This window comes from Gemmatimonas aurantiaca (assembly GCF_037190085.1).
Classification (GTDB): domain Bacteria; phylum Gemmatimonadota; class Gemmatimonadetes; order Gemmatimonadales; family Gemmatimonadaceae; genus Gemmatimonas; species Gemmatimonas aurantiaca_A.
This window is the reverse complement of record NZ_JBBCJO010000003.1, coordinates 1-12,422: the sequence shown is the minus strand read 5'-3', so window position 1 is coordinate 12,422 and position 12,422 is coordinate 1. Positions and strand designations below refer to the sequence as shown.

The window sequence follows — 12,422 nt, the reverse complement described above, 5'->3', positions numbered from 1 at the left end:
CTGCGCGAGTACCGATTCCAGGCCACGACGGAAACGATCGAGGCGATGCGCCGTTTACGTGGCGCATGGCGCGGCATGGCCGTGGCCGACCATGAAGTGACGATCGTCCTGCAGGACGGCGAAGCGGTGCGCATCGGCATCGACACGGCCGATGTCGAATCGTTGTTCGACGCCTATCGGCTGCGGGCGGAGATCGAGCCCACGCCCGGTGTCTTGGGTGTCCCCCACGAGTCGTTCAGTGCCGGCGGCAACGACATCGTGCTGTTCACCGGCGTGTCGTGGAGCGAACCGCACGGCGCGATGTCGGGGGAAGGGATCAAGGAAGGATCCACCATGCACTTCTCCGGTCATCCGATGCAGCTCTCGGAGACCGCGGAAGTGGTCTGCATCACCACCGACGCCGTAGTGATCGCCGCCCCCGATGGCACGGGTGTACTGGTGCGGAGCGGGCTGCGACCGGGATCGCTGGAGGTGGAGAGGGACCCGGAGAAGGTGCGGGGGTTTTTGGTGGAGAGGGGATACGGGGGCTGACGGCAACTACGGACTACGGCGACTACGGACTACGGGAGCTGGGACTACGGGGGCTGGAACTACGGGGGCTGGAACTACGGGACTCACGGACCCGTCACCCAAAACCCGGCTGTTCACCTCCAAACCCTGAACCCCCAACCCGTAACCGCGTTACTTCGGCGCTCGCGTGAACATCACGTAGTCCGCCTTGTCCTTGTGCTCCGCCGGGTCGGCTTTGGCGAGATCGGCCACCGGAACGGCCGTGATGATCACCACCGACGCGTTCGGTGCGCGGCGTTTGGCGCGGGCCACCGTGCCCAGGCCGTAGTCGCTGTGAAACGCGCCATCCACGTGATACACCAGCGTGCCCTTGGGCGCCGCGCGCCAGGCGTCGGCGATGGCTTCGCCCATGGCTTCGTCCTTCGAACACTGCGCTTCGTAGAAACGGACGGTCATGGCCTGTTGCTGTGCGGCATCGGCAACGGTGGGTGGTCCGCCGCCGGCGCTGTGGCCGTTCATGACCGCCGAGAACAGCTCGAAGTACCGATCGCGCGGGCATTCGTGCTCGCGGGCGATGTAACGTTTGTCGCGGGCGTTGAGCGTGTCGAACACGGTGAGTCCGCGACGGCTCACGGCGTTGGCCAGCGGACGCGGAATGTTGGAGGCGACCACCGTCCATCCATGCACACGCGCGAGCTCCACCATGGGACGGTAGTCGGTGGTGTAGCGCTCCCAGGGGCGGGCGCCGGCCAGGAAGTTGGCTTCGGAGATGGTGCCGGCGAGATACTGATCGAGCAGCGGCTGCACATCGCGTTCGAACATCTCCAGCGACACGATCACCTGCGGACGCTTCGCGCCGATGGCGGCCAGCACCGCATGTTCGGCGGCATGCGTGGCGGGATCGTCATGCTGCTCGCCGAAGAACACGAAGTCCCGCTGCGCGGCCACGTCGATGAGCTGCGCAAAGGGAACGAACTTCGCGGCTTTCGTGTCGTAGACGCGCACCGCGGCCTGCGGAACGGGCCGTGCATTCGCCGAACCCCCAGACGCACACGCCGTGAAGAGCACGAGGGACGCCATCAGCGCGACCGGGGCGCCATGACGTCCGGAAAAAAGACGGGTGATCACTTGCGGAGGGGGTTCAGGAGATAATCGACGGCCACGCTGGCCATGGCACGCACGCCGGTGGGCAATGCGCCTTCGTCGGCGAAGAAATACGGTGAATGATTGCTGGGCGCCGTGCGCCAGTCCCTGTCGGGCGGTGTCACGCCGAGATTGAAGAACAAGCCGGGAACACGGTCCTGATACCAGGAGAAATCCTCGGACGCCGTCCACAGCGCGGCCTGCTGTGCACCGGCTGCACCGGCCGCGCGTTGCAGTGTGGGCACCATGCGGAGCGTGAGCGCGCTGTCGTTTCGGGTGACGAGATTGCCGCTGTCGATCACCACGCGTGCCGTCGCCCCCGAGGCAGAGGCCACCATCTGCGCCGTGCGGGCGACGCGCTCGAAGATCTCCTTGCGCATGCCGAGGTCGAAGGTCCGGATGGTGCCGAGCATCACGACACTGTCAGGGATGATGTTGCTGCGGACACCGCCCTGGAATGCACCGATGGTGATGATGGCCGGCACCGTGCTGATATCCGTCTGCCGCGAGATGATGGTCTGCAGCGTACTCACGATCTGCGAGCCCACCACGATGGGGTCGGTGCCGGCCCACGGCATCGCGCCATGCGACTGCTTGCCGTTCACGATGATGGTGAGATTGTTCGAGGCGGCCATGGACGGGCCGGGGCGATAGCTGATCTGCCCCAGCGGGGCATTGCCCACGTGCAGTCCGAAGATCACATCGACTCTGGGGTTTTCGAGCACGCCATCAGCGATCATGAGTTTCGCACCCGTGCCCCCATCGGGCAGTCCTTCCTCGGCAGGCTGGAAGACGAACTTCACCGTGCCGGGCAGCTGGGCCTTCATGCCGGCCAGAATCTCCGCCACGCCCATGAGCATGGCCGTGTGGGTGTCGTGCCCGCAGGCGTGCATCACCCCCACCGTCTGCCCGCGGTAGGTGCCGGTGGCCTTCGACTTGAAGGGCAAATCCCCCATCTCGGCCACCGGCAGCGCGTCCATGTCGGCGCGCAGCGCGACCACGGGACCCGGCTTGCCGCCTTTGAGCACACCGACCACGCCGTGGCCTCCCACGCCCGTGCGCACTTCGATGCCCAGTGCGCGGAGATGATCGGCGACGAGTTTTGCCGTACGGACCTCGCTGCCGGAGAGCTCGGGGTGTTCGTGCAGATCCCGGCGCCAGGCGATGACCCTCGGCATGACGGCAGGCAGACGCTTCTCCACCTCGAGCACGAGCGGAGAGGGCCGGGTTGCCGGCTGCGCCTCGACGGGCGTGGCCGCGATGGTGGCCGCGGTCGTCGCGGCCAGCCCGAAGGCGGATAGAGCGATGTAAGATCGGCGCATGACGGCACGGTGCGGGAGAAGCCCTGCAACTCCGGGACGAATCTTCAAGAATACCGCAAGGATACCGCGTCGCGCCCCAATGGCGGGAATTTTATGGTGCCCCCCTTGCACCTCACGTAACGTGAGGGCCTAGGCTGCGGCTCGTGGCCACCCATCCGGGCATGTGGTCACATCCAGTCCCCTGTTTCCGAGGTGCATGCATGTCGTCGACTCCGTCACTCCCACTCAAAGTCGGCGCGCTGGCCCGGCACACCGGGCTGTCGGTTCGCACGCTGCACCACTACGACGAGATCGGACTGCTGGTCCCCTCCGGGCGTACGCCGGCCGGCCACCGGCTCTACACCTACGGGGATGTTCAGCGGCTCCAGCAGATCCAGTCGTTGCGCGCCACGGGGTTCCCGCTGGAGGAGATCCGGCGCCTGCTCGACGGCGGCGCCTTCTCGGCCCAGCGCGTCATTCAACTGCATCTCGACCGCCTGCAGGCGCAACTCGCGCAGACGCAGCGGCTGACGGAACGGTTGCAGCACCTGGCGCGCCATCTGCAGACCGCGACGCACGTCCCGCTCACGGACCTGTGTCGCATCATCGAGGGCACGATCATGATGGAGAAGTACTTCACGCCAGAGCAGTTGCAGGACATCCAGGCGCGGGGCGCGGAACTGGGCGCCGAGCGAATCCGCGAAGTGGAGCAGGCCTGGGCCGAGGTGATCCCCGCAGTCCGTGCACACATGGCCAAGGGGACGGGGCCGGACGATCCCGAACTCCAGGCGCTCGCGCGGCGTTGGCGTGAGCTGGTGAACGCCTTCACCGGCGGGAATCGCGATATCGCGGCGAGCGTGCGGACGATGTATCAGCAGGAGCACGCGCAGATCAATGCGGTGCAGCCCCACACGCCCGATCCGTCGATGTTCGCCTACATGAGTCAGGTCTTCGCGAAGATCGGCGGCGGCCCGGGGTGAGGCCGATGAGCGGGGGGCATGGTGGCCGGCTCTTCCGGGCTGCATTTTGGCCGCCATGCTTCCCCTCATCGGCATTCTCATCGTCATCGTCGGATTTGCGCTGCGGCTCAATGCGTTGCTGGTGGTGACACTGGCCGGGCTGGCCACCGGACTCGCCAGTGGCCAGTCGCTGCACGATGTCATCGCGGCGTTCGGTCACGCGTTCGTGGAGAGTCGGTACGTCGCCATCGTGTGGCTGGTGCTGCCGGTCATCGGCGTGGTGGAACGATCGGGGCTCAAGGAACGGGCCCGCGAAGTCATCGGTCGGATCCGCGCCGCCACGGCCGGCCGGGTGTTGCTGGTGTATCTCGCCCTCCGGCAGATCACCGCGGCGCTCGGGCTCGTGTCGCTGGGTGGGCATGCCCAGATGGTGCGGCCGCTGGTGGCACCGATGGCCGAGGGGGCTGCGGACAATGCGCACGGACCGCTGGCCGAGTCCACGCGGGAGCGTATCAAGGCCATGGCGGCGGGCGCCGACAACGTAGGCGTGTTCTTCGGCGAGGATGTGTTCGTGGCCATCGGTTCGATCCTGCTCATTCGCGGGTTTCTCGAGCAGAACGGCATCCTCGTCGAACCGCTGCATCTCGCCCGCTGGGCGATCCCCACGGCCATCGCGGCGTTCGTCATTCACGGCACCCGCCTGTTGTTGCTGGATCGCAGGCTCCGGCGGGAATCGGCAACGGCCGCGGCCGACATGGAGGACGCGCTCGAGACGTCCGAAACGTTCCGTCAGGGGAGCGCCACGACATGATCCGTCTCGAGGCGATCTACTGGCTGATGGGACTGATGGTGGGTGGTGTGGCCATCGTGAACGCGCTGGACAGCCGGAGTCATACACGCTGGCGCAACACGATCTTCTGGGGTGTGTATGCGGTGATCTTCCTGCTCGGCACACGGTTGGGCGATTTCACCAACGGGGTGCTGGTGCTGCTCATGGTGGCCACCGCGTCGTTCGGGTTGTCATCAAGCACACGGGAGTCGGCGACGGCCGAACATCGGATCTTCTCGGCGGAGCGGTGGGGAAATCGCCTGTTCGTGCCGGTGCTGGTCGTGCCGGTGGCGACGTTCCTCGGCAGTCTGTTGCTTGGACGGGTGAGCATTGGCGGGACACCACTGGTGGACCCAAAACAGGTCACGCAGATCGCACTCGGTGTGGCCACGGTGCTCGCGCTGCTGACCGCGCTGGTGATGCTGCGGCCGCCCATTCACGCACCCATTGTGGAAGCCCGCCGTCTGATGGACTCGGTGGGATGGGCGGCCGTGTTGCCACAGTCACTCGCCGCACTGGGCGTGCTGTTTGCATCGGCCGGCGTGGGGAAAATCATTGCGACGTTGGCCACCACCTATCTGCCACTGGGCACTCCCACGGCGGCGGTTGCGGCCTACGCCGTGGGCATGGCGCTGTTCACCATCATCATGGGCAATGCGTTTGCGGCATTCCCGGTGATGACCGCCGGCATCGGACTGCCGCTGGTGGTGCAGCAGTATCACGGCGACGTGGTGATCGTCACCGCGATCGGCATGCTCTCGGGGTTCTGCGGTACGCTGATGACCCCGATGGCCGCAAACTTCAACATCGTGCCGGCCGCGCTGCTGGAGTTGCGTGATCGATACGGAGTCATCAAGGCGCAGGTACCCACGGCGCTCATGCTGCTGGCGGTCAACATCGCTCTGCTGACGTACTTCGCCTATCCCCGCTGACTGTGTATGCCTGTGCATGCCGAGCATGTCCGCGCATGCCGCACCTCTTCTCATGAACATCGACTCCGGCTTTTCCGATACTGAACGGGGGCCTGCACGGCCCGACCGGGACATGGCGACGCATTTTGCGCGCCTCGCGCTCGCGCATGTGACCCGCGAGTATCCGAACAAGCTCGATCACGTTCTGCTGGGCGCCGAAGACGTGCAGTCGCCTTCGATACTGCATCCGGTGTTCTTCGGCAGCTTCGACTGGCATTCGTGCGTGCATGGGTACTGGCTGCTGGCCACGATACGCCGGCTCCATCCCGATCTCGAGATCAGCGCGCGCATCTCGGCACAGTTCGACGCGCAGTTCACCGAATCGCGCATGGCCACCGAAGTGGCGTACGCCGCGCATTCGGCCCGCGGCGGTTTCGAACGTCCGTATGGGTGGGCGTGGCTGTTGATGCTGGCGGCGGAGTTGCGTCGGCATGACGACGACGCGGGACGTCGCTGGGCGGCGGTGCTGGCGCCGCTCGCCGAGTGTTTTGTGCAGCGTTTCCTGGCGTTCCTGCCCCGGGCCACCTATCCGGTGCGGGTGGGCACGCACTACAACACCGCGTTCGCCCTGCGCCTGCTGTTCGAATACACCGATGGTGACACGGGTGAAGCGACGGTCGCGGAACTCGGCGCGCTGGCGCGCGGGACGGCCCGTCGGTGGTATCTGAGCGACCACGATTGTCAGGCGTGGGAGCCGGGTGGCGACGATTTCCTGTCGTCGGCGTTGATGGAAGCCGAGTGCATGCGCTGGGTGTTGTCACCGGATGCCTTTCACGACTGGTTCGCCGAATTCCTGCCGAGGCTCGCGCAGGGGCAGCCGGGTACGTTGTTCACACCGGCGGAAGTGAGTGATCGCTCCGACGGCAAAATCGCGCATCTCGATGGACTCAATCTGAGTCGTGCGTGGTGCTGGCAGGCCCTGGCGACCACGATGGCGCCGGGCGATCAGCGACGTGGGCGGGCATTGGAGGCAGCGGATCGTCATCTGCAGGCGAGTCTGCCGTGGGTGGCGGGGGACTACGCCGGCGAGCACTGGCTGGCCACGTTTGCGCTGCTCGCGATGATGGCTGGCTGACGTGAGGGTGCCGCCGGGTTCCGCCGATCACGGGAAGTTTTCCCCGCGTCGCTAGCTTTCCGTCCATGCATGTGCAGACTGGTCTTCTCGTCACGCTGGCCGCGGCGTTCGGCGTGGCATTTCTTTTTGGTCTCGTCGCCGCCAAGCTGAAGATGCCGCCACTGGTGGGCTATCTGCTCGCCGGTATCGCATTGGGCCCGCACTCCCCGGGGTACGTCTCCGATATCTCGCTGGCGAGTCAGCTCGCGGAGATCGGGGTGATTCTCCTGATGTTCGGTGTGGGATTGCATTTTTCGCCCGGCGATCTGATACGCGTGCGGCGGATTGCGTTGCCCGGCGCGGTGATACAGATGACGATCGCGATGGGGTTGGGTGCCACGCTGGCGTTCAGCTGGGGATGGGATGCGCCGGCCGCCGTGGTCTTCGGCATGTCGCTGTCGGTGGCGTCCACGGTGGTGGTGTTGCGGGTGCTCGAGGATCGTGGTCTGCTCGATTCGCTCGACGGCCGTATTGCCGTGGGGTGGCTGATCGCCGAGGATCTGGTGGTGGTCGTGGCCCTGGTGATGCTGCCGGCGGTGCTCGAAACGCTCGGTGCCCCGGGTGTGCGGGACGTGCTGCACAGCGCCCCGGGAGGGGCGGGCGGTACGGCTGCCGGAGCCGTGGGGCTGGGACTGCTCAAGGTCGTCGCGGTCACCGTGCTCAAAGTGGCGGCATTCATTGCGCTCATGGCATTCGTGGGACGACGCACGGTGCCGTGGCTGCTCACGCATGTGGCACGCATGGGATCGCGGGAGTTGTTCACGCTGGCGATTCTCGCCGTCGCGCTCGGTGTGGCCGTCGGCGCCGCGTCGCTGTTCGGAGTGTCGTTCGCGCTGGGCGCGTTCGTGGCCGGGGTGGTGATCAGTGAATCGGATCTGAGTTATCGGGCGGGTGCGGATGCGTTGCCGATGCAGGATGCATTCGCGGTGATCTTCTTCGTGGCCGCGGGCATGCTCATCGATCCGGCGGTGCTGCTGCACGAACCCGGCCGGGTGGCGCTCACGTCGGGTGTGATCATTCTGGGCAACACCCTGGTGGCGGCCGTGGTGATGGTGCTGCTGCGGCATCCCCTGGGTGCGTCGTTGCGACTGGGGGCGAGCTTCGGACAGATCGGCGAGTTCTCGTTCATTCTCGCCGGCATCGGGGTGTCACTGGGCGTGCTGACGGAAGAAGCGCGCAGTCTCATCCTCGCGGCGGCGCTCGTGACGATCGTGCTCAATCCGCTGCTGTTCCTGGCGATGGACCGGTTGTCGGAATGGCTCGCGCGGTATCCGCGACTCCTCGACAAACTGGAACGGCAGAAAGCCCCCCGGCTCTACACCACCGATCTCTGGATGGCGACACCGGCCAATCACGTGATCCTCATCGGGTACGGGCGGGTGGGGCGCACCATCGGTGACGCACTGCAGCGCGTGGGGATTCCGTTCATCGCCATCGATCAGGATCGTCGGGTGGTGGACGCGATGCGCACGCTGGGCGTGACGGCCGTGTATGGTGATGCGACACGACCGGGCATCCTCGAACATGCCAAGCCGGAATTCGCCCGGCTGCTCGTGGTGGCCACCCCCGATCCGTATCACGCGCGCCACGTCATCGAGCTGGTGCGGGCGAAGAATCCCGACATCGACATCATCGTGCGCACCCACACCGATCAGGAGCAGGAGCACTTCGAGCGGCTTGGCGTGAGCAAGGCGCTCATGGGAGAGCGTGAACTGGCGTTCGGCATGGCGTACCACAGTCTGCGTTCGATCGGTTGCGACGACGATCGCGCGGACGATGTGATTCAGACCTTGCGCGGCGGCGCGCGGATGCCGACGCGCGAGTTTCATTCGGTGGGGCTTGCGGGGAACACATAGGCGTTCAGGGTTTGGAGTTTACGGTTTGGGGGTGAACAGCTGGGTTGTGGGTCTCATGTCCCGTGGGTCCCGTAGTTCCAGCCCCCGTAGTTCCAGCTCCCGTAGTTCCTAGTTCGTAGTTCGCCTTTAGCCCGTCCTCTCCACCCCCGGCTTTCCGTGCTGCACCCGCCACGACGACGCCGTGCTGACGGGCGCGTCGGGCTTCGTCACGAACGGCACCGTGCGGTAGTCCACATTCCAGGCCTGTTCATCGATGCGGCAGCGTGCGTATCCACGGCGCGCGGAGAACCATTTGAGCTGCGGGTTCTCAGCCTGCATGGCCGACAGGCGCGCGGCGTCGATGTCACGTCCATCGCCATCGGATGCGATGCTGGTACCGACGAATTCCGTGGCGATCACGGGGCGATCGGGGCGGGAGAAGCCGTTGTGCAGTTCGTGCACCCAGTTGGTGTGGATGTCCCCGGTGATGACGACGGTGCGATTGGGCGCGCGTTTGCCGATCTCACCCAGCAGTCGGTCGCGGGCCACGGGGTATCCGCCCCACTGATCCATCGAGACGCGCACTTCGGGTCCCGGTGCGGCATCGTACGGCCCCATCATGACCGAGTTGGCCAGCACCTGCCAGTGTGACTTCGACGCGCCGAGTCCGTTGTACAACCACTGTTCCTGCGCGTCACCGAGCATGGTGCGTTTCGGATCGAGCGTTTCGGCGCAGATGGGTTTGATCGCATCGCCACACGCCTGATCGTCGCGGTACTGCCGTGTGTCGAGCATGTAGAAGCGCGCCAGTGTGCCCCAGTTGATGGTGCGCGTGATGTTGAGATCGGCCCACGACTTCACGCGCGGCACGCGCACGGCCTGATGTTCCCACCAGCCCTGATATGCGGCGGCGCGACGCTGGTGCATCTGTTCGGTCGACTCCATGATGTTCTCGCCCACGAGGCCGGCATAGTTGTTGTCCACCTCATGATCGTCCCAGGTCACGAGCCACGGACACCGTTCGTGCGCGGCGCGCAGCAGTGGATCGCTCTTGTATTGCGCATACCGTCGACGGTAGTCCTCGAGGGTGCGCACTTCGAGACCCTGATGTTTGCGCACCGCCGTGGACGGGCTCGCCCCTTCGTAGATGTAGTCGCCGAGATGCACGGCGAGATCGAGCTGTTCTTCGCGGGCGACGTGTCCGAGCGCCGTGAACAGGCCCTGGTCCCAGCGCTGGCATGACATGAACGCCATGTTCAGCGGTGTAGTGCGCACGCCGTCGGCCGGTGTCGTGCGGAAACGACCGACGGGACTCGTCGCCCCGCCGCTCATGAAACGATAGAAGTACCAGCGATCGGGTTCGAGGCCATCGACGTCGATGTGCACACTGTACGCGAGCTCCTGTCCCGCGGTGGCCCGTCCCTTGGTCACGATGTTCTTGAACTGATCATCGTGGGCCACCTCCCAGTCGACGGTCGGGCGTATGCCCTCCATACCGCCATCGGGTTCGTTGGGGCGGGGCGCGAGGCGCGTCCAGAGTACGCCGCCGGTGGGCGTGGGGTCACCGGAGGAGACGCCGAGTGCAAAAGGATCCTCGGCGAAACCGGGCCGCGAGGTGACACGCCAGATGTTGGGCACGGTGGCGCAGAGCGCCGCGTATCGTGCCATGTCGGTGAGAAAGAGTCGACGTTCCATGCGCTCTACGCTACGCCTGGGACGCAGAAACGCGAGCGCCATGCGGGGCTCGTTGCCGAGGTGATACCTGAACGGCTGTGCCGGTTCCCGGCGTGTCGATGACTCCCGCCTCACCCCATATCGCATGAAGGGGTGAGGATCATCGGCCCACCGCGTCAGGCCCGGTCAGCTGAGGAGCGAATCGACCGTGGCGTGGAGTTCGGCGAATCCGGTGAAGCGTGGCGCATGGTCGGACAGGAACCCGCGCTCGGATTCGACCGCGGGCCAGTCGAGCGGGGTGCCGTCGGGTCGGGCGACAAAAAGCCACACCGAACGGGTGTGCGGCGACAGATAGAGTCGCACCTGCACGCGCCGCGGCATCAGATCGCAGTGATAGGTGAAAGCGAAGGTGACGTCGAGGTGTTCTTCGGCGACGCCCCGCTGGAAGCGTCCGTGGAATTCGGGCACATCGGCGCTGGGGGCGACGTCCCGGAAGAAGTGCAGGCCGAGGGGACGGGTGAGGCGGCCGGCGTTCTCGGCTTCGGCGCGATTGTAGGAGACGACGTATCCCATGGGATCGAGCTGGATGACGCCGTACGGAATGGTGTCCAGATCCTCGTCGGTCAGCCGATGGAGGAACGGGGCCAGTAACTTTGAGGTGGTATCGAGAGGCATTGGACTGCGATAACGGGCGCGAGCGGCCCCCACCGACATCGGCGGCAACCACGCTCGTTGTCTTTGAGGATCGGAAGGGGAAGGGAGGACTTGAGGGGAAAAGGGGCAAAGGGTGTCACGGGGCGGGACCACGGGGGGACTACGGGGGCTGGAACTACGGGAGCTGGGACTACGGGAGCTGGGACTACGGGAGCTGGGACTACGGGAGCTGGGACTACGGGAGCTGGGACTACGGGAGCTGGAACTACGGGGAGTAGGCCAGGCGGGAGCGGACGACACGCAGCAGTCGCTCCAGCATTTGGCACACCACGGCGCGTTTTGCCTGGCATCGGCGCACGGTGCGTTCATCGAGGGCTTCGGACGCGCGAGCAACCCTCAGGTGAGAGCCGACCTCATTGGCGGAGCCCAGCGCGATTGAGATGCCCCGGGCGAATTGTTGATCCGTGCCGAGTCCGGCGCCTTCGGAAATGTTGGCAGGAATCGCGTCGACGGCGGCGAGCAGTTGGGCACGCAGCCCTGGAACCTTGGACACATCGAGGCCCGAGGCTGCTTCGTGCACGGCGGCACTGAGATCATGTGCGGCAGCGAGAACGCGGAGGTTTCGGAGATCTGGCATGGCACAGGATACGAGTCGGTGAGCCAAGGGAGGTAACCAGATCTACGCGCCCATACCCCCCGTTACTCCAGCTCCCGTGGTCCCAGCTCCCGTGGTTCCAGCTCCCGTAGGTCCAGCTCCCGTAGGTCCAGCTCCCGTAGTCCCGAGTCGCCTACTTCCCTCCCTTCCTCGCCAGCGACCGGTAGTACTCCTCCACCAACGCCCGGTATTCCCCCGGTACCGCGGCGCGCGCGCCGACGGCGGGGCGGCCATCGGTTCCCAGTCCCGCGGCCCGCAGGGCGGCAAACTCGAAGTCCTTGAGCCGCTCCAGCATGGCGGCCTGCAATTCTGCGAGCCCCTTCGGATCGCCGAAAGCGCGACTGTTCTCCAGGCGCCGCAATCCCTCGATCGCGCGATCGAGATCCCGCGTATCGATTCCCTGCTGGGCGGCCTCCCGTCGCAGTCCTTCCGCGTTCTCACGACGCAGCCGGAATTCGCGCGCGAACTGGGTCGCATCGCCGGCCATCAGACCGTTCATCGGCGACCCGCCGGGCGTCATTTCGCCTGCCTGTGAGCGCGGCGAACCGCCCTGACGCGGTGCCCCCACATTCGACCCGTTAGGCGCGCCGCCACCCGCTTGCTGTCCCTGCTGTCCCTGCTGTCCCTGCTGTCCCTGCTGTCCCTGCTGTCCCTGCTGGCCCTGCTGCCCCTGCTGCCCCTGCTGCCCCTGCTGCCCCTGCTGCCCCTGCTGCCCCTGCTGCCCCTGCTGCCCCTGCTGCCCCTGCTGCCCCTGCTGCCCCTGCTGCCCCTGCTGCC

Annotated in this window: 11 protein-coding genes and 1 pseudogene; 6 read left to right on the top strand and 6 right to left on the bottom strand. The window is 66.0% G+C overall.

Annotated features, from left to right (window positions below; genetic code table 11):
- Positions 1-45 precede the first annotated feature (45 nt).
- Entirely contained in the window at positions 46-531 is a 486-nt protein-coding gene (locus WG208_RS03945; protein WP_337170028.1) for a hypothetical protein, read from the top strand.
- A gap of 150 nt (positions 532-681) precedes the next feature.
- Here the strand turns inward: WG208_RS03945 and WG208_RS03940 are convergent, their stop codons facing one another.
- Positions 682-1,638, bottom strand: coding sequence for a ChaN family lipoprotein (locus WG208_RS03940; RefSeq protein WP_337170027.1), 957 nt, complete (start codon positions 1,636-1,638; stop codon positions 682-684).
- The gene (locus WG208_RS03935) at positions 1,635-2,975 is read right to left on the bottom strand and encodes an amidohydrolase (RefSeq protein ID WP_337170026.1); all 1,341 of its coding nucleotides are present in this window, start codon (positions 2,973-2,975) and stop codon (positions 1,635-1,637) included. The genes WG208_RS03940 and WG208_RS03935 overlap by 4 nt, the downstream gene beginning before the upstream one ends.
- 200 nt (positions 2,976-3,175) lie before the next feature.
- Here WG208_RS03935 and WG208_RS03930 point away from each other — a divergent pair, with 200 nt between their 5' ends.
- The 5 genes from WG208_RS03930 to WG208_RS03910 all read left to right on the top strand — a co-directional run bounded on the left by WG208_RS03930 (position 3,176) and on the right by WG208_RS03910 (position 8,683).
- Positions 3,176-3,934 (top strand): MerR family transcriptional regulator, encoded by a 759-nt coding sequence (locus WG208_RS03930; protein WP_337170025.1) that lies wholly within the window; start codon positions 3,176-3,178, stop codon positions 3,932-3,934.
- Positions 3,935-3,989: 55 nt separating this feature from the next.
- On the top strand, positions 3,990-4,724 hold the full coding sequence (locus WG208_RS03925; protein ID WP_337170024.1) for a DUF969 domain-containing protein: 735 nt from the start codon (positions 3,990-3,992) through the stop codon (positions 4,722-4,724).
- Positions 4,721-5,674, top strand: coding sequence for a DUF979 domain-containing protein (locus WG208_RS03920; protein ID WP_337170023.1), 954 nt, complete (start codon positions 4,721-4,723; stop codon positions 5,672-5,674). The genes WG208_RS03925 and WG208_RS03920 overlap by 4 nt, the downstream gene beginning before the upstream one ends.
- Positions 5,675-5,786: 112 nt before the next feature.
- Complete coding sequence (locus WG208_RS03915) at positions 5,787-6,788, top strand: DUF2891 domain-containing protein (protein WP_337170022.1); 1,002 nt, start codon at positions 5,787-5,789, stop codon at positions 6,786-6,788.
- A gap of 65 nt (positions 6,789-6,853) precedes the next feature.
- The gene (locus WG208_RS03910) at positions 6,854-8,683 is read left to right on the top strand and encodes a cation:proton antiporter (protein WP_337170021.1); all 1,830 of its coding nucleotides are present in this window, start codon (positions 6,854-6,856) and stop codon (positions 8,681-8,683) included.
- Between the two features lie 126 nt (positions 8,684-8,809).
- On the opposite strand, the gene WG208_RS03905 is transcribed toward WG208_RS03910, so the two are convergent.
- From WG208_RS03905 to WG208_RS03890, 4 genes and pseudogenes are all read right to left on the bottom strand, one after another.
- The gene (locus WG208_RS03905) at positions 8,810-10,357 is read right to left on the bottom strand and encodes an alkaline phosphatase D family protein (RefSeq protein WP_337170020.1); all 1,548 of its coding nucleotides are present in this window, start codon (positions 10,355-10,357) and stop codon (positions 8,810-8,812) included.
- 165 nt (positions 10,358-10,522) lie between these two features.
- Complete coding sequence (locus WG208_RS03900) at positions 10,523-11,011, bottom strand: PAS domain-containing protein (protein ID WP_337170019.1); 489 nt, start codon at positions 11,009-11,011, stop codon at positions 10,523-10,525.
- A 244-nt stretch (positions 11,012-11,255) separates the two neighbouring features.
- The gene (locus WG208_RS03895) at positions 11,256-11,627 is read right to left on the bottom strand and encodes a four helix bundle protein (RefSeq protein ID WP_337170018.1); all 372 of its coding nucleotides are present in this window, start codon (positions 11,625-11,627) and stop codon (positions 11,256-11,258) included.
- Positions 11,628-11,778: 151 nt separating this feature from the next.
- Positions 11,779-12,422: pseudogene (locus tag WG208_RS03890) on the bottom strand (hypothetical protein); the annotation flags it as partial.

Excerpts from the sequence above, each read along its gene's own strand:
- WG208_RS03945 (WP_337170028.1), top strand. The coding sequence starts at position 46 with ATGCGCCGTTTACGTGGCGCATGGCGCGGCATGGCCGTGGCCGACCAT.
- WG208_RS03935 (WP_337170026.1), bottom strand. The coding sequence starts at position 2,975 with ATGCGCCGATCTTACATCGCTCTATCCGCCTTCGGGCTGGCCGCGACG.
- WG208_RS03930 (WP_337170025.1), top strand. The coding sequence starts at position 3,176 with ATGTCGTCGACTCCGTCACTCCCACTCAAAGTCGGCGCGCTGGCCCGG.
- WG208_RS03925 (WP_337170024.1), top strand. The coding sequence starts at position 3,990 with ATGCTTCCCCTCATCGGCATTCTCATCGTCATCGTCGGATTTGCGCTG.
- WG208_RS03920 (WP_337170023.1), top strand. The coding sequence starts at position 4,721 with ATGATCCGTCTCGAGGCGATCTACTGGCTGATGGGACTGATGGTGGGT.
- WG208_RS03915 (WP_337170022.1), top strand. The coding sequence starts at position 5,787 with ATGGCGACGCATTTTGCGCGCCTCGCGCTCGCGCATGTGACCCGCGAG.
- WG208_RS03910 (WP_337170021.1), top strand. The coding sequence starts at position 6,854 with ATGCATGTGCAGACTGGTCTTCTCGTCACGCTGGCCGCGGCGTTCGGC.
- WG208_RS03905 (WP_337170020.1), bottom strand. The coding sequence starts at position 10,357 with ATGGAACGTCGACTCTTTCTCACCGACATGGCACGATACGCGGCGCTC.
- WG208_RS03900 (WP_337170019.1), bottom strand. The coding sequence starts at position 11,011 with ATGCCTCTCGATACCACCTCAAAGTTACTGGCCCCGTTCCTCCATCGG.
- WG208_RS03895 (WP_337170018.1), bottom strand. The coding sequence starts at position 11,627 with ATGCCAGATCTCCGAAACCTCCGCGTTCTCGCTGCCGCACATGATCTC.